Source organism: Tissierellales bacterium (assembly GCA_035301805.1).
GTDB lineage: Bacteria > Bacillota > Clostridia > Tissierellales > DATGTQ01 > DATGTQ01.
Genome location: DATGTQ010000082.1, coordinates 1 through 22,174 on the forward strand (window position 1 = coordinate 1; position 22,174 = coordinate 22,174).

20 protein-coding genes and 1 pseudogene are annotated in these 22,174 nt (G+C 30.2%); all 21 read left to right on the forward strand.

Going from position 1 to position 22,174, the window contains the following annotated elements:
* Window positions 1-349, forward strand: a 349-nt coding sequence (locus VK071_03750) for an IclR family transcriptional regulator C-terminal domain-containing protein (protein HLR34428.1), incomplete at its 5' end; no start/stop codon positions are given.
* Window positions 350-1,284: 935 nt separating this feature from the next.
* The gene (locus VK071_03755; protein HLR34429.1) at window positions 1,285-2,736 is read left to right on the forward strand and encodes a tagaturonate reductase; all 1,452 of its coding nucleotides are present in this window, start codon (window positions 1,285-1,287) and stop codon (window positions 2,734-2,736) included.
* Window positions 2,736-4,223: an altronate dehydratase family protein gene (locus tag VK071_03760; protein HLR34430.1), complete on the forward strand. Its 1,488-nt coding sequence runs from the start codon at window positions 2,736-2,738 to the stop codon at window positions 4,221-4,223. Before VK071_03755 ends, VK071_03760 begins: the two co-directional genes overlap by 1 nt.
* A gap of 132 nt (window positions 4,224-4,355) precedes the next feature.
* Complete coding sequence (uxaC, locus tag VK071_03765) at window positions 4,356-5,762, forward strand: glucuronate isomerase (GenBank protein ID HLR34431.1); 1,407 nt, start codon at window positions 4,356-4,358, stop codon at window positions 5,760-5,762.
* A 202-nt stretch (window positions 5,763-5,964) separates the two neighbouring features.
* The gene (locus tag VK071_03770) at window positions 5,965-7,128 is read left to right on the forward strand and encodes an MFS transporter (GenBank protein HLR34432.1); all 1,164 of its coding nucleotides are present in this window, start codon (window positions 5,965-5,967) and stop codon (window positions 7,126-7,128) included.
* A gap of 255 nt (window positions 7,129-7,383) precedes the next feature.
* The gene (locus VK071_03775) at window positions 7,384-8,451 is read left to right on the forward strand and encodes a TRAP transporter substrate-binding protein (protein HLR34433.1); all 1,068 of its coding nucleotides are present in this window, start codon (window positions 7,384-7,386) and stop codon (window positions 8,449-8,451) included.
* Window positions 8,452-8,536: 85 nt separating this feature from the next.
* Entirely contained in the window at window positions 8,537-9,061 is a 525-nt protein-coding gene (locus tag VK071_03780; GenBank protein HLR34434.1) for a TRAP transporter small permease, read from the forward strand.
* Complete coding sequence (locus tag VK071_03785) at window positions 9,061-10,353, forward strand: TRAP transporter large permease (GenBank protein HLR34435.1); 1,293 nt, start codon at window positions 9,061-9,063, stop codon at window positions 10,351-10,353. The genes VK071_03780 and VK071_03785 overlap by 1 nt, the downstream gene beginning before the upstream one ends.
* A 60-nt stretch (window positions 10,354-10,413) precedes the next feature.
* Window positions 10,414-10,830 carry a YcxB family protein gene (locus VK071_03790; protein ID HLR34436.1) on the forward strand — a complete coding sequence of 139 codons (417 nt, stop codon included), beginning with the start codon at window positions 10,414-10,416 and terminating at the stop codon, window positions 10,828-10,830.
* A gap of 77 nt (window positions 10,831-10,907) precedes the next feature.
* The gene (uxuA, locus tag VK071_03795) at window positions 10,908-11,975 is read left to right on the forward strand and encodes a mannonate dehydratase (GenBank protein HLR34437.1); all 1,068 of its coding nucleotides are present in this window, start codon (window positions 10,908-10,910) and stop codon (window positions 11,973-11,975) included.
* Window positions 11,976-11,990: 15 nt separating this feature from the next.
* Window positions 11,991-13,601, forward strand: coding sequence for a mannitol dehydrogenase family protein (locus tag VK071_03800; GenBank protein HLR34438.1), 1,611 nt, complete (start codon window positions 11,991-11,993; stop codon window positions 13,599-13,601).
* Window positions 13,602-13,922: 321 nt separating this feature from the next.
* A complete protein-coding gene (locus VK071_03805) occupies window positions 13,923-14,300 on the forward strand; it encodes a hypothetical protein (protein ID HLR34439.1) in 378 nt (125 codons plus the stop codon).
* On the forward strand, window positions 14,291-14,485 hold the full coding sequence (locus tag VK071_03810) for a hypothetical protein (GenBank protein HLR34440.1): 195 nt from the start codon (window positions 14,291-14,293) through the stop codon (window positions 14,483-14,485). Before VK071_03805 ends, VK071_03810 begins: the two co-directional genes overlap by 10 nt.
* 153 nt (window positions 14,486-14,638) lie before the next feature.
* Complete coding sequence (locus VK071_03815) at window positions 14,639-15,037, forward strand: hypothetical protein (GenBank protein ID HLR34441.1); 399 nt, start codon at window positions 14,639-14,641, stop codon at window positions 15,035-15,037.
* Window positions 15,038-15,304: 267 nt separating this feature from the next.
* Window positions 15,305-16,354: a mannonate dehydratase gene (gene uxuA / locus VK071_03820; protein HLR34442.1), complete on the forward strand. Its 1,050-nt coding sequence runs from the start codon at window positions 15,305-15,307 to the stop codon at window positions 16,352-16,354.
* A gap of 118 nt (window positions 16,355-16,472) precedes the next feature.
* Complete coding sequence (locus VK071_03825) at window positions 16,473-17,981, forward strand: tagaturonate epimerase family protein (GenBank protein HLR34443.1); 1,509 nt, start codon at window positions 16,473-16,475, stop codon at window positions 17,979-17,981.
* A 23-nt stretch (window positions 17,982-18,004) separates the two neighbouring features.
* Entirely contained in the window at window positions 18,005-18,955 is a 951-nt protein-coding gene (locus tag VK071_03830; GenBank protein ID HLR34444.1) for a Gfo/Idh/MocA family oxidoreductase, read from the forward strand.
* 1,050 nt (window positions 18,956-20,005) lie between these two features.
* Complete coding sequence (locus VK071_03835) at window positions 20,006-20,455, forward strand: branched-chain amino acid ABC transporter permease (protein ID HLR34445.1); 450 nt, start codon at window positions 20,006-20,008, stop codon at window positions 20,453-20,455.
* A 105-nt stretch (window positions 20,456-20,560) separates the two neighbouring features.
* A complete protein-coding gene (locus tag VK071_03840; GenBank protein HLR34446.1) occupies window positions 20,561-20,962 on the forward strand; it encodes a branched-chain amino acid ABC transporter permease in 402 nt (133 codons plus the stop codon).
* A gap of 5 nt (window positions 20,963-20,967) precedes the next feature.
* Window positions 20,968-21,711 (forward strand): annotated as a pseudogene (locus VK071_03845) (DAK2 domain-containing protein).
* Window positions 21,712-21,780: 69 nt separating this feature from the next.
* Window positions 21,781-22,164 (forward strand): hypothetical protein, encoded by a 384-nt coding sequence (locus tag VK071_03850; GenBank protein ID HLR34447.1) that lies wholly within the window; start codon window positions 21,781-21,783, stop codon window positions 22,162-22,164.
* The last annotated feature ends 10 nt before the right edge of the window (window positions 22,165-22,174 follow it).

Sequence of the window (22,174 nt, forward strand, 5' to 3'; positions counted from 1 at the left end):
GTCAGTAGGAAAGGTAATCTTAGCATTTATGGATGAAGAAGAAGTGAAAAAAATATGGCAGAATAGTAGTATTCAAAAGTTAACTAAAAATACAATTACTGATTTCGAAGAGTTAAAAAAAGAATTAGATATAGTAAGGAAGCAGGGATATGCAGAGGATGACGAAGAAAATGAGTTAGAGGTTAGATGTATAGGTGCTCCCGTTTTTAATCATAAAGGAGAAGTAGAAGGAGCCATTAGTATCTCAGGACCTACTATTAGAGTTACTAAAGATAGAGTGGAAAAAATAGGTAAAGAAGTAAAAAAATATGCTGATAAGATATCAAAAGAGCTTGGATACAGTAACTAATATATCCAAGCTCTTTTAATTTTATATAAGAATGAAATATTTTTAAAAGTATTCTTGCAATTGTTTTCCTTGCATAGTATAATTAAATCAAATAGTTCGAGATGTGAAAGTAGGGTTTACAGTGTGAAACTAAAATAATAGATTAGTATATCTTATTACTTAATTTTCTGACTTTGTAAACTAAACATGAAAATTAGTAAAATATCTTTATAGAATTATCTTAAATTGATTTAAGTTTTTTAAATTTTATTTTTAATGATAAAGTTTCGTCTATGAAGTCATCAAGGGTAAAAAGAACATGTTAGCACAGGCCCTTAACAATTTTTAGCAGAATTAAAAAGAGGTGAAAACTTCTTACACTAACTGCTAATAGTGGTATGATAAGCTTTAACATTATTAGCAACTTTAAGAGTTAAAGCGATATTTTTAAAAGAATTTTTACCTAGATGAAAATGTGATAATAATATGAATAAGATATTTCATCTGTTTAAAGTCTTCTTTACCAATTAGCTTAGACATAGAAGTGGGTAAAATAGAATTTGATCTAGGAATAAATATAGAGTAGTTACGTAATTTATTATAACATCTAAAATTAGAGTAAAGGCCATAATCTTGATGGAGAAAGTAATTTTACTACATATAGAACAATGAGGATAATTTTTATTAGATTTAAAACTCGATTTATCAGAATCAAATTTATGATTGTAGTTACAGCATAGATATTTTTTTGAAACCATCTTTATCTTTGCCATAACAATAAAATAAATGATTATTGTTGCACTTTGGGCACTTAATTGATACAATTTTTTTGCATGAGGACTTCATCTTTTCTGGGCGATAATTGTTTCTGGCAAAACATTGTACCATACAAGGGTTGAAGTCCTCAACTTTCATTTAAGTTCACAGAGTGATAATTATTATAAGGAGGAGCAAGATTGAAGAAACTTAAGAGAACAATAGATTCTAATTTAAAACTTTATCCAGAGAGAATACTTCAATTTGGTGATGGAAATTTTCTCAGGGCTTTTGCAGATTGGGTTATTTATAAAATGAATAAAGAAGCAGATTTTAATTCTGGAATTGTAGTAGTCAGTCCAAGAAATAATGAAAATATTTACAAAATAAATGAGCAAGACGGTCTTTATACACTTTTAATTAATGGAGTTGAAAAGGGAGAACTTAAAAAAGATACTATGATGGTAGATAGTATTACTAGAGCTTTTAATACTTATAGAGATTATGATGAGTATTTAAAGACAGCAGAAAATCCTGATATGAGATTTATTATATCTAATACTACAGAAGCAGGTATTGAATATATAAATAATGATAAATTAGATGATAGACCTCAAGTCTCATTTCCTGGTAAGTTAACTGCTTGGTTATATCATAGATATAAGATGTTTAATGGAGATATGGAAAAGGGTATGTTAATATTACCATGTGAACTTATAGATAAGAATGGTGAGAATCTTAAATCTATAGTGTTAAAGTATGCTAAAGACTGGGGACTAGAGGACGGGTTTGTTAGTTGGATAAATGAGGCAAATATATTTTATAATACATTAGTAGATAGGATAGTACCAGGATATCCGAAGGAAAATGCTGAAAAAATACAAAAGGAATTAGGATATGAAGATGAATATTTAGTTGAAGCAGAATGGTTTCATCTATGGGTAATAGAAGGTCCTGAAGAAATTACTAAGGAATTTCCAGCAGATGAAATAGGATTAAATGTTATTTTTGTAGATGATTTAACAGCATATAGAGAAAGAAAGGTTCGCATATTAAATGGAGCTCATACTAGCATGGTACCTGTTGCATACTTATATGGTATAGATACTGTAAGGGAATCTGTAGAAAACGAAGTAATAGGTAAATATATGAATGGTGTAATATTTGAAGAAATAATACCTACATTAGATCTTCCAGAAGAAGAATTAAAGGATTTTGCAGAAAGTGTATTAGATAGATTTAGAAATCCTTTTATTAAACATTATTTAATAAGTATTTCATTAAATTCAATGAGTAAGTTTGAGACAAGGGTACTGCCCTCATTACTGGAATACCATAAAAGGAAAGAAGTATTACCAGAAAGATTAGTATTTTCTTTAGCTTCTTTGATTTATTTCTATAAAGGTGATAGGAATGGAGAGAAAATTGATTTAAATGATAATGAGAATATTTTAAAGACTTATGAGAAACTATGGGGTAAATATGATGGAAGTGATGAAAGATTAAAAGATATAGTTAAAACTGTATTGGCTTTAGAAGATCTTTGGAATATAAATTTAAATGATATAGAAGGAATGACAGAGAGAGTATATTATTATCTAAATAGGTTAATAAATTTAGGAATGAAAGAGTCTATTAAGGAGGTGATCTAATGAAAATGCATATAAAGATTAAAGAAATGGATAATATTCGAGTTGCAGTCAAAGATATTAAGTCTGGGACCATAGTAGACGATAATGGAAGAAGTTTTGAGCTATTAGAGGATATAAGGTCAGGCCATAAATTTGCCACTAATAATATATCTAAGGGAGAAGATGTAATTAAATATGGTTTTCCTATAGGACATGCAGTAGAGGACATAAAGTTAGGACAATGGGTTCATACTCACAATGTAAAAACAAATCTTAAAGATAATTTAGAATATGAATATGCTCCTAATTTTAAAGAAATAAAAGATAAAGATGGACCAAAAACATTTTGGGGATATAAGCGAAAAAATGGTGAAGTTGGGATTAGAAATGAATTATGGATAGTGCCAACTGTTGGTTGTATTAATAATATTGGTGAAACCATTATCAATAGATTTATATCTAAATATAATCCACAAGGTTTAGATAATATCGAAGCTTTTAAGCATAAATATGGTTGTTCTCAGTTAGGGGATGATCATATAGATACTAGGTCTGTATTAGCAGATATAGTAAAACATCCTAATGCAGGTGGAGTATTAGTATTAGGGCTAGGTTGTGAGAATAATACTATGGATGAATTCAAACTGGCCATAGGTGATTATGATGAAAATAGGATTAAATTTTTAGTGGGACAAGAAGTAGATAATGAAATAGAAGAAGGAGTAAAACTTCTAAAGGAAATATATAATGAAATAAAAGATGATGAAAGAGAGGAATTGCCAATATCTGAGTTAAGAATTGGATTGAAGTGTGGTGGATCTGATGGTTTCTCAGGAATTACAGCTAATCCTCTTCTAGGTGAATTCTCAGATTATATAGTAAAAAATGGGGGAACTACAATATTGACAGAAGTACCTGAAATGTTTGGTGCCGAATTACCTTTAATGGAAAGAGCAGAATCTGAAGAAGTATTTAATGATATCGTAAAACTAATCAATGATTTTAAGGATTATTATAGATTCCATAATCAACCAATATATGAGAACCCTTCTCCAGGTAATAAAGAAGGTGGAATTACAACTTTAGAAGAAAAGTCCTTAGGTACTACACAGAAAAGTGGTTTTTCAAAGATTTCAAATGTATTGGATTATGGTGAAAGATTATCTATGAAGGGTTTGAATCTATTATATAGTCCAGGAAATGACCTAGTATCCTCGACAGCAATGGGAGCTTCAGGTTGTCAAATGGTTTTATTTACTACTGGTAGGGGTACTCCCTATGGAACCTTTGTACCAACTGTTAAGGTTTCTACTAATACTGATATATACGAAAGAAAAGGCCATTGGATAGACTTTAATGCCGGTACTTTAACAGAAGATAAATCTATGGATGAACTGGTTGAGGAATTTATTGAATATATAATCAAAGTAGCGAATGGTGAATATACAAATAACGAGGAAAATGGACTTAGAGAAATAGCCATATTTAAAACTGGAGTTACATTATAAGGTGTAATATATTTAATTATCGAAAAATAAGCAAAATATATAAATTTATCTTTTCAAATATAGTTGATACTATGAATAAAATATGTTTTTTAATATATGTATATATATAAATTTAGAAAGGGGAAATATAAAATGAAAGAGTTCTTGGATGATAATTTCTTATTAAATAGCGAAGTGGCCGTAGAATTATATGAAAAGTATGGGAAGGATATGCCAATATTTGACTTCCATTGTCATTTAAGTCCTGAGGAGATTGCTAAAGATAAAAAGTTTAAAAATATTACTGATATTTGGCTTGGTGGTGACCATTATAAATGGAGAGCTATGAGAAGTAATGGAATTGAAGAAAGATTAATTACTGGAGATGCTTCTGATTATGATAAATTTAAAGCATGGGCTAAGACTGTACCCTATACTATAGGTAATCCTCTATATCATTGGTCCCATTTAGAGTTAAGAAGATATTTCGATATAGATTTAATTATCAATGAAACTACAGCAGATGAAATATGGAAAAAAACTAATGCTATGTTAGAAACTAAAGAATTTACAGCTAGGGAACTTATTAAAAGATCAAATGTCAAAGCTTTATGTACTACAGATGATGCTATAGATACTCTAGAATATCATAAAATGATTAGAGAAGATGAAAGTTTTGATGTAAAGGTATTACCTGCATTAAGGCCTGATAAAGGAATTAATATAGAAATGGATACATTTATTCCGTGGATAGAAGCTTTAGAAGGAGTAAGTAATAGGGAAATTAAATCTTATGATGAATTTATAAAGGTGTTAGATGATAGAGTTCAATTCTTCCATGATAATGGATCAAGATTATCTGATCATGGTATAGATAAAATATTTTATGAAGAAGCGACAGATGAAGAAGTAAATGAAATATTTAAGAAAGCCTTAAGAGGAGAAGAACTTAGCCAAATTGAAATAGATAAATATAAGACTAAGACATTATTAAATCTAGGGAAAATGTACAATAAAAGAGATTGGGTAATGCAAATACATTTAGGTGCCCTAAGAAATAATAATACAAGAATGTTTGAAGAATTAGGGGCAGATACTGGCTTCGATTCAATAAATGATGGTAATATTGCTGAACATTTATCTAATTTATTAGATCAATTGGATAAAACTAATGAATTGCCGAAAACTATCTTATTCTGTTTAAATCCAAGTGATAACGACATCATAGGAACTATGATAGGTAATTTCCAAGGTGGTGGAATTCCAGGTAAGGTACAATTCGGATCTGGTTGGTGGTTCAATGATCAGAAAGATGGAATGGAAAAACAAATGACTGCTTTAGCTAATCTTGGACTTTTAAGAAGATTTGTAGGTATGGTTACAGACTCTAGAAGTTTTCTATCCTATATTAGACATGAATACTTTAGAAGGACATTATGTAATTTAATAGGTACTTGGGTAGTTGAAGGTGAAGTACCTTATGATATGGAACTATTAGGATCAATGATTGAAGAAATTTGTTATGATAATGCTCTAGAATATCTAAATATTAAATTATAAAATTGCTTAGATGCAAAAGGTTTTCATTTTAAAACAAAATAATCTTGCATTTAAAATTTTTATCTATTATAATAACATTGAGGTTCACAATACGAATAAAAGTTTTGTATTATAAAACTGGAAAATAATATAGTAATAAATTAATACAATATATTACACAAAAAATATCAATGAGTGTTGAATATGGGGTGGGATATATACTATGGAAAAAAGCCAGAAGAAAATATTGGCAGGTTGTTTCTATGCATTTTTTATTAATGGAATTACCGCTTTAATTATTGGAGCTATAATGCCTGCTATATTAGCAGATCTCAATATGGGATATAACCAAGGTGGCATGCTTTTATCTCTTCAATCTGCAGGTAATTTATTAGCAAGTTTTTTAGGAGGAATAGTATCTGTTTACCTTGGTAGGAAAAATGCTATTGTAGCATTATCATCTATGACAGCTATAGGGTTTGCAGGTATGACTATTACAAAATCACCAGTATTTCTATTAATACCTTTTTTTCTTACGGGAATAGGTAGAGGTAGTGTAACTAATATGAGTAACACGATAGTTAATGATGTAGGAGATGGTGAACCTGGACCTTTGAATATACTGCATACGTTCTTTGCAGTAGGAGCTTTTATGGCACCTTTCTTTGCATCATGGAGTTTTAATATGGGTTTAAGCTGGAGATTTATATTAAGAGTAGTTTCAATTTTAGGATTGTTGATGGTCTTTGTATATTCACGTATGGATATAGATAATACTAGAGTTAAAACTGGAGAAAAGAAAGAGAAAGAAAAAATCTCATTGGAATTTTTAAAAAATATAGATTTTTACTTGTCAAGTGGTATATTATTCTTTTATGTAGGTGTTGAATATGCTGTTAATGGCTGGATTGTTACTTACTTAAAGGATACTGGTATAATGAGTACATCATTAGCCCAGAAAGTATTATCTATATTATGGATTATTATAATATTTGGAAGATTATTTAGTGCATATATATCAAAAACAGTTGATAAGAAGACGATTTTATTAGCTAGTTCTATAGGAACTATGGTATTTTTTGGTCTATTTTTGATATCCTCAAGTATATGGGCTATTGTTGCTTGTATTTTAGGTTTAGGTTTCTGTTTGTCAGGAATATATCCAACTACAATATCAAATGTAGGAAGTGTCTTGAAAGAATCTAGCTTGGCTATGGGTGCTCTATTAGGTGTGGCAGGTCTTGGTGGAATATTGATGCCATATATAACAGGGGTAGTAGCAGAGAAGGTAGGGATTGCTGGTGGTATGGTTGCAATAAGTATAGCGGTAATTCTAATGTTCTTATGTACCCTAGCAAACAAATTAAGACCAGCTAAAGCAGTATAATTAAACCTTGAAGCAATTTTAGAAGGAAAACATTTTTCCAGAGGTGATATAAATGTTTTGTTAGGATGTATCAAACTAGTGGCTAAAGACAAAACTTTTATAAGTCCAAAGATGATAGTTACTGGAGATTAGTAGGTAAAGAAATTGGAATGTATTCAAAAAATGAATTCATTTTATTATGTAACAAAGATAGGAATTTACTAGTTGTAATTAATATATTCAACTAAAAGTTAAAAATAATAGGAGGGGGATAAAGTGAAAAGAAGTATTAAGTTTTTATCATTAATGTTAGTTTTAGTATTAATAGTTGGTACATTAGCAGCTTGTGGTGTTGAATCTCCAGATAAACCAGGAGACACAGGAAAAGAAGAACCATCTGGAAATGAAACGTCAGGTGACAATGAACCAGAAGTTACCCTTGTGTATGCTGAGGTTAATCCATTAGATTCTATAATAGGTCAAATGGCTACATCATTCCAAGAAAAAGTAGATGAGTTATCAGATGGTAAAATTAAGATCGATATTCAAGCTAATGGTGTTTTAGGAGCAGAGGAAGACGTACTAGATACTATGCTTGGTGGTGGAGGAACTATTGATATGTCACGTATATCAGCCTTCGCACTTACCAGTTATGGTGGAGAAAAATCAAAACTTCTATCTATTCCGTTTACGTTTGTAGATCGTGACCATTTCTGGAATTTTGCTAATTCTGATTTAGCAGATGAGTTCTTATTAGAACCTCATGAAAGTGGTAGTGGAATCAGAGGATTATGGTATGGAGAGGAAGGATTTAGGCACTTCTTTACAGCTGATGAGATTGAAGATTTAGATGATTTGGCAGGATTAAAACTTAGAGTTGGTGACGACCCTATCATGAATGGTATGGTTAATGACCTTGGTGCCGATCCAACAGTAGTATCTTTTGGTGAATTATACTCAGCTTTACAAACAGGTGTGGTTGATGGTGCAGAACAACCTATAGCTAACTATAAATCAAATGCATTCCAAGAAGTAGCACCAAACTTAATTCTTAATGGCCATACTTTAGGAGCAGTTCAAGTAGTTATTACTGATGAAGCTTGGGATAGTTTAACTGAAGAGCAACAAGATATTTTAATGGAAGCTGGAGAATATGCTTCAGAATTAAATAGAGAAGTTTCTGAAAAAGATGAGGAAGAAATACTACAAGAATTAATAGATGAAGGTGTAAATGTTATAGATGTTGAAGACATTGAGCCTTGGCAAGATGCAGTTAAAGATACAGTTGAAAAGTATACAAAAGATGATGCTGAATTATATGAAAAAATTGTAGACATGCAGTAAATTTAATATTTAAATTAGTACTTCAGAAAGGGCATGAGGGCAAGTTTAGACCTTTGTGCCTAAATTATTTTGAGAGGTGGAAAATATGCCTAAATTTTTTAATACCCTTGATAGGGTAAAACCCATATATGATATCGCATATAAAGTGATACTTTTACTATGTAAAATCCTTTTAATAGGTGATATACTGATTACAACAATGGCTGTTGCTGGAAGATATATATCGTTTATACCTGATCCAGCATGGAGTGAGCAAATTGTATTAACTTTGATGTCATATTTGACGGTTCTGTCAGCGGCTTTAGCTATTAGAAAAAGAACACATATCCGTATGGTAGCATTTGATGAGAAATTATCTAGAAATCTTGTTATATCATTAGATATTCTTTCAGATATATTAGTTTTAGCGCTTGGTATAGTTATGATAGTAGTAGGAGGAGAATATGCAATAACAATTGGTGCAAAGGGATACTATCCAAGTATGCCGACTCTTTCTAGATTTTGGATGTACTTTCCAATACCTTTAGCAGGTGTTGCGATGGTGATTTTCCAATTAGAAGTTTTATTTCAAAACATTAAAAGATTTTATATTGATAAGGAGGAATCTTAATGGGTGCTGAAAACATTGCAATTTTAATTTTAATCGGTAGTTTTTTAGGAATGATAATACTGAGATTCCCTATAGCTTATGCTGTCGCTATTGCATCAATATTTACACTTGCATATCAAGGATTACCTTTAGGAATAGTAGCCCAGCAAATGGTAAAAGGAATTAGTTCATTTAGTCTTATGGCTGTGCCTTTTTTTATCACCATGGGTGCTTTAATGGGATCAGGTGGTATTTCTGAACGGTTAATTGGACTTGCTGATGCCTGTGTTGGGTGGATGCGTGGTGGAATGGCAATGGTTAATATTGTTGCTTCCTATTTCTTTGGTGGTATTTCAGGTTCTGCTGCTGCGGATACTGCATCTATTGGAAGTATTATGATTCCCATGATGGTAGATCAAGGTTATGATGATGATTTTTCAGCGGCTGTGACAATTGCGTCGTCAGTAGAGGGATTATTAGTTCCTCCAAGTCATAATATGGTTATTTATGCAACCACTGCAGGAGGAATTTCTGTAGGAAGTTTATTTTTAGCTGGTTATTTACCAGGAGCTGTTTTGGCTGTTTCTTTAATGATAGGTTCTTATATTATTTCTATTAAGAGAAATTATCCAAGAGGAGCTAAGTTTAGTATTACTAATTTATTTAAACAATTAGCAAAATCATTTTGGGCTTTAGCAGCAGTTTTAATAGTTGTAGTTGGTGTGGTTGGTGGATATTTTACGGCAACTGAATCAGCAGCTATAGCTGTAATCTATAGTTTAATTGTAAGTGTATTTATATATAAAGGTATGGATTGGAAGGGCGTATGGAAGGCATTAGATGGTATAATAGATACTCTATCCATTGTTTTAATCTTAATTGCAACTTCATCTATATTTGGATATTTATTGACTAGATTACATGTTCCATCACTAGCTGCTAATGCTATTATAAACTTAACGGATAATCCTATTATTATAGCTTTACTAATTAACTTTATATTATTAATTCTTGGTATGATAATGGATATGGCACCAATTATATTAATTGCTACACCTATTTTATTACCAATTGCAACATCTATAGGAATATCTCCAATTCAATTCGGGATTATAGTTGTTCTGAACTGTGGTATAGGACTTCTAACACCACCTGTTGGGTCTGTATTATTTATTGGTTCAGCAGTAAGTAATGTTAAGATGGGAAGACTTGTAAAGGTTACATTACCATTTTATATCTTAATGGTTGTGACATTATTATTAGTTACTTTTGTGCCGAGTATTAGTTTATGGTTACCATCCTTATTTGGGTAAAGTATAGTGGATTATAAATTTAAATATAATCCACAGGCATATGACTTGTGGAGACTTTCTATGTATGGAATTTACTCATCTATGGCCGGTATGACTAATAGTATATTTATTGTAGCTATGATAGTTTTAACAATAAAGTTTTGGAGTAGTAGTAATTTAATAATTAGAGTATTACTTTTATTTGGTGTAAGTCTATTTACAATAATTCAACCTTTATTAGTATATTTAAGAGCTAAAAGGCAAGTATCTATTCTTCCGAAAGATATGTATATCGGATTTAATAAAATCGGCGTACATATAGAAACGAAAACAAAAACATCAGTTATAAAATGGAAGGAAATAAAGGGTATTCATAAAATGAAGACTATGATTATATTATATACAAGTGATAAAGAAGGATATATACTAACTGATAAAATTTTAGGATCAGGTAAATCTAAGTTTTACCAATATCTGATTAATCGCACAAAAAAATAGATAAAATAATAAAAAATTGAAAATTTATTTTCAATTTTTTATTTAAACTTTTATCTATCCATAGAGGAGGTATTAAAATGAAGATGACCTTAAGATGGTTCGGAAAAAACCATGATACTGTCAGTTTACAAGATATAAAACAAGTGCCTGGTTGTGTAGGTGTAATTACTACCTTATATGATACTGAGCCTGGAGAAATTTGGAGTAGGAAAGATATAAAAGAGTTGAAAGAAGAAATTGAAGAGGTAGGATTAGAATTAAGTGGTATTGAAAGTGTAAATATCCATGATGATATTAAAATAGGACTTAAAACTAGGGATATGTATATAGAAAATTATATTAAAACTTTAGAGAATCTGGGTAAAGAGGGCATTGATCTAGTATGTTATAATTTCATGCCTGTATTTGATTGGACTAGGTCTGATCTTGCTAAAGAAAGAGAAGATGGATCTACTGTACTTTCTTATGATCAAGATATAATTGATAAGATTGACCCTGATAGAATGTTTGAAGAAATGGAATCTCACTCAAAGGGGTTTACCTTACCTGGTTGGGAACCAGAAAGGTTGTCAAAAGTTAAAGAATTATTTGAAATGTATGAAGATGTAGATGAAGAAAAATTATTTGAAAATCTAGTGTATTTTTTGAAGGCTATTATGCCTATATGTGAAGAATATAGAATAAGGATGGCGATTCATGCAGATGATCCTGCATGGTCTGTATTTGGTTTACCTAGGATTATAAATAACAAGGAAAACATTCAAAGATTGCTAGATGCAGTTCCTGTAATGAATAATGGAATTACTCTTTGTACTGGGTCCTTAGGTTCAAATCCAGATAATGATATTGTAGATATTATTAAAAGTTTTGAAGGAAGAATTCATTTTGGTCACATTAGAAACTTGATTCATCATTCTCCTGGAAAATTTGATGAAGCTGCTCATTTATCATCTGATGGGTCATTAGATATGTATGAGATTATAAAAGCTTTTCATGATATAGGATTTTCAGGACCTATGAGGCCTGATCATGGGAGAATGATTTGGGGAGAGAAGGCAATGCCTGGTTATGGATTATATGACAGGGCTTTAGGAGCTACCTATTTAAATGGTTTATGGGAAGCTATAGATAAAAGGAGTAAATAGATGGAGGTGCAAGCAATGGAATTAGAATTAAATTCACTTAAAGAAAAGAAAAAGTGGAATAAGGCAGGATTCAAATTACCAGAATTTAATATTGAAGATGTAAGAAAAAATACAATGTCTAAGCCTAATTGGGTACATTTTGGGGCTGGAAATATATTTAGGGCATTTCTAGCTAATGTACAACAAAATATATTAAATGAAGGAAAAAGCGATACTGGGATAATTGCTGTTGGTGGCGATAGTATAGAAACTATATACCAAGCTAATGACAATCTAACTACACTTGTAACCTTAAAGGTAGATGGAAGTATTGATAAGACGGTAATTGGAAGTATTTCTGAATCAATTGTTTTAGATGTTAAAAGAGGGCAAAACTGGGAAAGATTAAAAGAAATATTTAAAAATCCTAGTTTACAAATGGCTAGTTTTACTATTACTGAAAAAGGATATACTTTAGAAGATAGTAAGGGAAATTATTTACAAGAAGTAGCCGAAGATTTTGAAAATGGATATGCTACTCCTCTTAGTTATATGGGACAGATAGCTGCTCTACTATATGAGAGATACAAAAATGATGAAAGTCCTATAGCAATGGTAAGTATGGATAATGTGTCACATAATGGTACAAAATTACATGACGCTATAATGTCTTATGCTGAAAAATGGAATGAAAACCAATTAGTAGATAAAGGATTTGTCGATTATATAAGGGATCCAAATAAGGTATCATTCCCTTGGTCAATGATTGATAAAATTACTCCCAGACCAGATGATAGTGTAAGAGAGATGCTAAAAGAAGTAGGCTTTGAAAATGTTGAAGATATGATTACTGCTAGAGGTAGTTATGTATCACCTTTTGTTAATGCAGAAGAACCAGAATATCTAGTAATAGAGGATGCCTTCCCTAACGGAAGACCAAATTTAGATGAAGGTGGAATCATATTTACTGATAGAGAAACTGTAGATAAAGCTGAAAAAATGAAGGTGTCTACTTGTTTAAATCCACTTCATACTACTTTAGCAATTTATGGATGCCTATTAGGATATGATTTGATTTCTAAGGAAATGGAAGATAGTGAATTAAGAATAATGGTAGAAAAAATAGGATATGAAGAAGGATTTCCAGTAGTGGTAGATCCAGGTATAATTGATCCTAAAGAATTTATTGATGAGGTTTTACAAGTAAGATTCCCAAATCCATTTATACCAGATACACCACAGAGGATAGCTACAGATACTTCTCAAAAATTAGGCATTAGGTTTGGAGAAACCATAAAGGCTTATGTAGATAGAGAAGATTTAGATGTAAAAGATCTAAAATTAATTTCATTAGTATTAGCCGGATGGCTTAGATATTTAATGGGTCTTGATGATGAAGGAAATGAAATGGAACTAAGCTCTGATCCATTATTAGATGAGTTATTGCCACATTTTGAGAAGATAGATTTAGGAGATAAAGGACCATTCCAGGAAGAATTAAAACCAATACTTTCAAATAAATCTATATTTGGAGTAGATTTATATGAAGTAGGTTTAGGAAATAAAGTAGAAGAATATTTTGTAGAATTAATTAAAGATAAAGGTGCTGTAAGGGAAACTCTAAAGAAATATGTTCATTCAGAATAGTTATTAATTTATAAATATTAATTCTTATAGGGGTATTTTAATTATAATTAAGGTAGAAAATGTAAAATTGAGAAATGTAGAGGAACCAGTATTTGACTTGCTAACAGAAATGCCTAAGCTGTCAGATGAAGTATATGAAGGAAGATTAAAAAAATTTTAGAATCTATAGAAAAATTAGAATTAGATTATATATTAGTTTATGCAGATTGTGAACACTATGGAGACTTTAACTATTTAGTAGGATTTGGTCCACGGTTTGAAGAAGCTGTATTAGTATTAGATAAAACAGATAAGTTTCAATTATTATTAGGAAGTTAATGTTTGAGTATGTCTAAGTATAGTAGGATACCAACTGAAGGTATATTATATTTAACACTTTCATTACCAAACCAACCTATGGGAGAAAATAGAAATCTTGGGGAAATATTAAGAGAAATAGGTATGACAGATTTAGATAGGGTAGGGTTAGTAGGATGGAAATTAATCTATACAGTATATGGTACTATTGACATGTATGATGTTCCATCTTTCATAGTAGAAGGAGTAAGAGATATTGCTCCAAACGATAATATAGTAAATGCAACTAATTTATTTATTCATCTGGAATATGGTGTTAGGGTGATAAATAGTGCAGAAGAAATTGGTTTTTTGAATTTGGAGCAACTTATGCTTCAGATGCTGTACAACAAATGCTCTTAAATACTAGAACTGGTCTTACAGAAATGGAAATAGCACAATTTGGAACAGCGGGTTCTTTACCAACTAGTTGTTTCCCAAAGGTAATTTCCGGGCCAGGTATAGATGTAAACATGGTAAGTTCAACAGCATATGAGACACAACTTGGAGATAGATATCAAGTAACTATGGGTCTACTAGGTGGCTAATCAAATCGTAGAGGATTTTTGGCATATTTAGAAGAAGATTTACTAGAAAAATGAAGAGATTGGTTAGAGAAACTTGCTAAACCATACTTTGCTGTAGAATCAAATTGGTATGAAATAATAGGTATCGGTATAACTGGTAAAGAGATATATGATATGGTTGAAAGCACCTATCCAAAAGAAGAATATGGTTGGTTCTTAAATCCAGGTTACTTAATTGTAATAGAAGAATGGATGTCATCACCAATTTGTGAAGAATCTGATATAACAATTGAAAGTGGTATGTGTTTCCAAATAGGTATTATACCATTTGTAGAATCTAAATATGCAGCACCAGACTTTGAAGATAGATTAGCTATTGCAGATGAGGCCTTAAGAGAAGAATTAAAAGGAAAATACCCTGAAGCTTATGGAAGAATTGAAGCTAGGAGAAAATTCATGATAGAAAAATTAAACGTTAATTTAAAACCTGAGGTATTACCATTATCTAATATAGCAGGACTTTACTACCCATATATACTAAATAAAGATAAGGTATTTGTAGTAGAGAGATAATTTTAAAACATAAAATTTGGAGTATTATCTAATAAGACGGAAAAATTATGTACTGACTTTTCCTAAAGCTCCAATTATATGGACCGTAAGGAAAATAATAAGTCCTATGTAAAATAATGTAGGATTTTTGTAGATTCCATCTTTTATAATAAAGGAGCTATAATTAATAATAAAAAGGGTATAAGGTGTTTAAATCATATAGATAAATTTATGAATCATCTTACAAAGATAAAATATTTATTTCTAGTTATGATAGGAGGTTATTTAATGAAATTATCATTTAGATGGTATGGAGAGGATGATCCAGTAAAGATTGAATATATCAGGCAGATTCCTACTATGGATAGTATAGTTACTGCTATATATGATGTACCTGTAGGAAAAGTATGGAGTATGGAAAGTATTAAGAGCTTAAAATCAAAAGTAGAAGATTCAGGACTAAACTTTGATGTAATTGAAAGTGTTCCTGTCCATGAAGATATAAAGCTAGGTAGAGGAGATAGAGACAAATATATTGAGAACTACAAGCAAAACATAATTAATCTTGGAAAAGCAGGAGTTAAGGTAATTTGCTATAATTTTATGCCTGTATTTGACTGGACTAGATCCCAATTAGATAAAGAACTTGAAGATGGATCTACAGCCTTGGTATATTATAAAGAACAAGTAGATAAAATGGATCCTTTAAGTGGAGAATTATCATTACCAGGTTGGGATTCATCCTATACTAAGGAAGATTTAAAGGATTTATTTGAAGCTTATGATAAGGTGGGGGAAGATGGTCTTTGGGATAACTTAGAACATTTCTTAAAAGAGATAATTCCAGTTGCAGAAGCTAATGATGTAAAAATGGCAATTCACCCAGATGATCCACCATGGCCAATATTTGGACTGCCTAGGATTATTACTGATGAGGAAAGTCTAGATAAATTTCTTAAACTTGTAGATAGTAAATATAATGGACTAACATTTTGTACTGGATCGCTTGGAAGTGGAACTTTTAACGATGTTCCAAAACTAATAGATAAATATGCAGCTCAAGAAAGAATTCATTTTATGCATATAAGAAATATAAAACTCTTAGAAGGTGAAAGCTTTGAGGAATCAGCTCATGTGTCATCTTATGGTTCTTTAGATATAGTTGCAATAATGAGAGCCCTTCATAAAAATGGTTTTGACGGATATTTACGTCCAGACCATGGAAGAATGATCTGGGGTGAAACAGGAAAACCAGGCTATGGATTATATGATAGAGCCTTAGGTGCTGTATATATTTCAGGAATTTGGGAAACCTTACAAAAAGAAAATAATAAATAATGAGATTAAACAAACAGGAAAATAGATACTTCCCTGTTTGTTTTTTATCAAGGAAAATTTATATAATAATTTTATAATCATTTAAATAATGTAAATGTATCAATAGGAGGGAAAAATTATGATTAATAGCTTTAAAGATTTATTGACTAAAAGGATTACTGCAGATGAATTAAAGACTATAGAAGGAATATATTCTGATTCACTCTATGAAAAGGACAATTCATATATATTTCTTGCTAACTTTAATAATGAAAAGTCATTAATAGTATTGGGACAAGGTAAAGTATTTGATAAATTTGAAGGGGAACAATTTTTAGAAGGAGAAGGAAAAATATGTTCATTAAATCATTATAATGCTAAAATAATGAGACAAATCTTTCCATTTACATCTCCTAAATCCTACAATGATTTTCCAATTTCTATAGGATTAGGAGATAGATTAGGTATTGCATCTCCAGGTCATCTTAGGCTTACAAAAAAATATGACTTTTTCCCAGTGATTGCTCAACAATCTATAAGGGAGTTAGAATTAACAGGTAGGACTTATTCTGATGTATTAGATTCTAGTACATGGGCAGTTTTTCAAGAAGGATATGAAAATGGATATGGTTTTGATGGAGATCATTTAAAAAAGGATGAAGAGATTCAAATGGCTCTTGAAAATGGGGCGACAATGATAACCTTGGATTTATCTGATTATATCCAAAATGAAGTTTATAATATGGAAGAAAATGAGATTGATAGGAAATACGATGAGATACCAAAGGATGTAAGAGAAAGTTTAGAAAATAAATATCTAAATAAAGATCACCTAATAGATGAAGAATTAAGTATTCAATTTACAGAAGAGGACTTAAAGAAAAATGTGTTAATATATTTAGATGGGATAAACTATGGAATTCATGTATATAATAGATTTATTTCAGAGTCGAAATGCAATATAGATTATGAGATATCAATCGATGAAACCCTTCATACAACTACAATACAGGCCCATTATTTTGTAGCTTCTCAGTTGATATCTAATGGTGCTAAAATTCGTAGTTTAGCCCCAAGATTTTGTGGAGAATTCCAGAAAGGAATTGACTATATTGGGAATATAGAGGAATTTAAGAAAGAATTTGAGATGCATTTTAAAATATCAAAATATTATAAATATAAACTAAGTATTCATTCAGGTAGCGATAAATTTAGTATATTTCCAACTGTTGGTGAATATACTAAAGGATTTTATCATTTAAAAACAGCTGGAACAAATTGGTTAGTAGCTATTCAACTTATAGCAGATAAGGATCCAGAGTTATTTAGGGAGATTTATGATTTTGCATTTAAAAATTTAGATGAAGCGAAAAAGCATTATCATGTAAATGTTAATAAAGATAATAATATATCAATAGAATATATGGATAATAAAGATTTAGTAAATATACTAAAAGATGATAATATGAGGCAGGTACTCCATATTACCTATGGATTAATTTTACAGGCTAAGGATAAAGAGGGTAAGTCAATATTTAAAGATAAAATATATGAGAGTTTGAATAAATATGAGGAAGAATACTATGAAGCCTTATATGAGCATATAGGAAGACATTTAGAATTGCTTGGTGTAAAGAAGAACAATTAAACATAAATAAGGGGAGAAATTAAATGGTAAAAGTTAAGTGGGGGATTTTAGGTTATGCAAGGATAGCTAGACTTTTTACAATACCATCTATATTAAACTCTAGTAATTCGGAATTTTATGCAATTGCATCTAGAGATGAGGATAAATTGAAAGAATGTCAAGAAAAGTATGGTTGCAAAAAAACTTATTTATCCTATGATGAACTTTTATGTGATCCTAAAGTAGATGCTGTATATATTCCATTACCTAATTCTCTGCATAAAGAATGGGTAATAAAATCTGTAGAAAAAGGCAAACATGTTCTATGTGAGAAACCTATTAGTATTAATGCAAAAGAAGCGGTAGAGATGAAAGAAGCTAGTATTAAAAATAATGTAAAACTCATGGAAGGCTATATGTACAGATATACAGATAGAACTAAAAAGCTTCAAGAAATTTTAGATAGTGGAGTTATTGGGGATATTAAGTATATTAATTCTACCTTCAGATTTTTTCTAGATAGAGAAAATACTATAAAAATGAAGGCTGAACTAGGAGGGGGTTCTATATATGACGTAGGTTGTTATCCCCTAAATTTTGTAGGGATGATAATGGATGAAAAACCTATATCTATATCTGCGGAATACGTTGATCAAGATAGTGTAGATATTATGTTTACTGGAACATTAAGATATAAGGATGGAGTTATAGCAGTGATAAACTCTGGATTTAATGCTTATGATAGAAACCATTCTGAAATAATAGGTACAAAGGGAATTATAGAAATACCAGATACATTCTTAGGAAATGCAGGAACTATTACTATTACAACTGAAGAGGGTAAGAAAGAAGTAGTAGTGGAGGAGTCAGAAAGATACCAATTGGAAATTGAAGACTTTGCAGATGCTATAATAAATAATAGAGAATTCCATATGAATTTTGATGATTCCATAAGGGATATGGAAATATTAGATAGATTAATTGCTTTGAGATAGGATTTTAGGAGGTATAATTTATTGAAGAATATATCTATTTAAAATTAAAAAATACTAGAAAGCAAGTGAAAGGGATTATTCATAATTAAATATGAGTAATCCCTTTGGATTTTAACTAAAGTCTATTTCGGAATATCAAATATTGATATTAAAAAAATAAATATATGGTGTATATTTACATAAGTATAGATCTTATTTAGATAAAGGTTGTTGAAACTTACAGAATAAATAGAATTTGTTAATTATTCGCCGATATTTAACAAATATAATTTACCAATCAAATACGTTGACAAAAAAATAGTCTATAATTAATGTATGCAATGGGAAACACAATCAATTATTATATGAGTATAATTGTCTAATATGAACATAGAAAATGTTTACCAATAGGTATTATTTATGTAAGGGCGTATAATTAAAAATATATAAGAGAAGGGGGTTATTTATTAAGTATCAGCTAAAACAGTAGATGGAGACTCTGTCGCAATTACAGTAGTTGCGCATATGATTGGTGATAATTTAGAATATGGTATTGGATTCTCAAATGCAACTAAACTAATGGTAGAAGAATGAAACGATGAAGGTGGAGTTAAAGATTCAAAGGTAGAAATAATACAATTTGATGATAAAAACTCACTAGAAGAAGCCGTATCTGTAGCAAATATAATAGTAAGTGATAAAAATAGTAATGTTGTTATAGGTCATTTTGTATCAGGAGTAAGTTTAGCAGCTACATCAATATATCAACAAAATAAGATAATTGAAATCTCACCATCTGCATCTCATCCAGATTATTCTGATGTAGGAGATTATATTTTTAGAAATAATACAGATGTAGTAGGAGCCTTAATAGATAAGGTAGCCCTTGAACCTTTAAGAAAGAATCATGCAGAAAGAATAACCTCGTTAATAACGACTATAGGTATATCTACTATAATTACTAATCTACTAACAGTATTAATGGGAAGTCAAAGAAGACAATTCTCAAATTTATTTCCAGGTGGTTCAATTAATATTATTGGAATGAAAATTAATTATACTTAAATAGGTATGTTGGTAATATCTATAGTATTAATGACGATTTTAGTACTATTAGTAAATAAAACCAAGATTGGTTTAGTGATGAAGGCTTCTGAACAAAATATTGTTGCAGCTAACTTAGTGGGTATAAAGGTAAACTCTGTAATTTCCTTTATATTTATTTTAGTTGGATTATCTGCAGCAGTCGCAAGTATATTAGTAAGTAGTTATTATGGAATGACCTATCCTAATATGGGATATATAGTTGAGTTAAAAGCCCTTTCGGCAGCAGTATTAGGTGGTATTGGTAATTTGCCTGGCTCTTTAGTAGGTGGACTTATAATTGGTTTAATTGAATCTGTGGGAGCTACTGCATTAGGTTCAGAATTTAGAGATAATATTGCATTTGTAATCTTAATACTAGTTCTAATAATTAAACCTAATGGTTTATTTGGTAAGAAAATTATAGGGAAGGTGTAGGATGAATATAATAAATAAATTAAACAATTGAAAAATGAAATTTATTTTACTCGTATTTTTGGGATACTACTCTGAGTATTTCTTTTTATTAATAACAATACTTATATTTTAAATACATTGTTTAAGATAATTATATATACAATTATGGCTTTAGGACTAAATATTTTAGTTAGGTATGCAGGATTGGTGTCCATAGGCCATGCAGGATTTGTTGCCATTGGCATATATGCAACTATTATTTTATCTATTAGATTCAATCTGAATTTCTTTGTAGCTTTGTTAGCGACAATTATTATCACTGGGATTGTAGGTATAATAATGAGGCTACCGACCTTAAGAGTTACTGGAACTTATTTAACTATAGTAACTTCAGGATTTGGTGAAATAGTAAGATCAGTAATAATATGGGATTCTGTTACAAATGGACCTCTAGGAATAAGAAACATTCCTAATCCTTCTATATTTGGGTATGAGTTGACTATATATAATGGTGGATCATATATTTAGTAGTAATAACATTAATGATAACAACATATTTTTGTATTAGACTTTATAATTCAAAATATGGACGTGCTATGAGGTCTATAAGAAAAGATGAGGTTTCAACTACTATGATGGGTATAAATACTACCTACTATAAAGTGCTTGTCTTTGCTTTATCTGCAATAGTTTGTGCAGTTGCAGGTGCTATATATGTTCCGCAATTAGGTTATATTGACCAAGAAACTTTTACTTTTGATATATCGACTTTAATACTAAGTATAGTTATATTAAGTGGTATGAAGACAATCAGAGGTATGTATGTAGGAGCTATGGCTGTAGCTAAAGAGCTTAGCGACACTGATTCAATTAGTGTTAAAGAACTTTATGAAGCTTATGAGGTTATGGATGAAGATATGAAGGAAAGAGGTAAAGTAGAAGAAGGTTGGAAAACAATGGTAGATACTATATCTCCAGCAGTAAAGGCTTTTGAAGATGGATTTAACAATGATTTAGAAGAGAAAGAAATTCTTGAAATGTAAAAAAGGCAGGCTTTAGATGGTGTTGAAGCAACTAAAGATATGGAAGGAAAGAGAGGTAGAGCGAGTTATAGAACTGATAAAGGTGTTGGATATTTAGATCCAGGATCTGTAACTATGGCTTATCAAATAGAAACTTTTTCAGATTATATGGAATGTATTTACTCTATAGAAATCGGAGTCCTAAATACAGGAAATGAATTAAGCGAAAAACGACATTTAAAATATGAAAACTAAAGAGAAATTAAAAAAATTTATTGAAATTAACAAACGAAGAATTAACAGATAATTCTTTTAATTATATATATGGGAGTATTTGAAGAGCCTAATAAGATATTTTTATATGGTGATAATATTAGGGAAGCTGAAAAGTTAATGGGAAGATATAAAGATATATTAGGAGATATAAAATTAAAAGATATAATATTGGCACATGAAGTCTTTCATGCTATTGAATGGGAAAATCCATCTTTATATACTAATACTGTAAAAGTAGAAGTATTAAAAATTGGACCGTTTCGACGGAAAAGTATAGTATTATGTGCTGGAGAAATAGCAGCAATGGAGTTTGCTAAAAGGGTTTTAGATTTAAATTATAATCCTATATTATTAAATTTTTTATTTATGAATATATGGAATGAAGAAGAAGCAGAAAATTTATATAATAAACTAATATCGTATAGGAGATAAAATTGAAAGT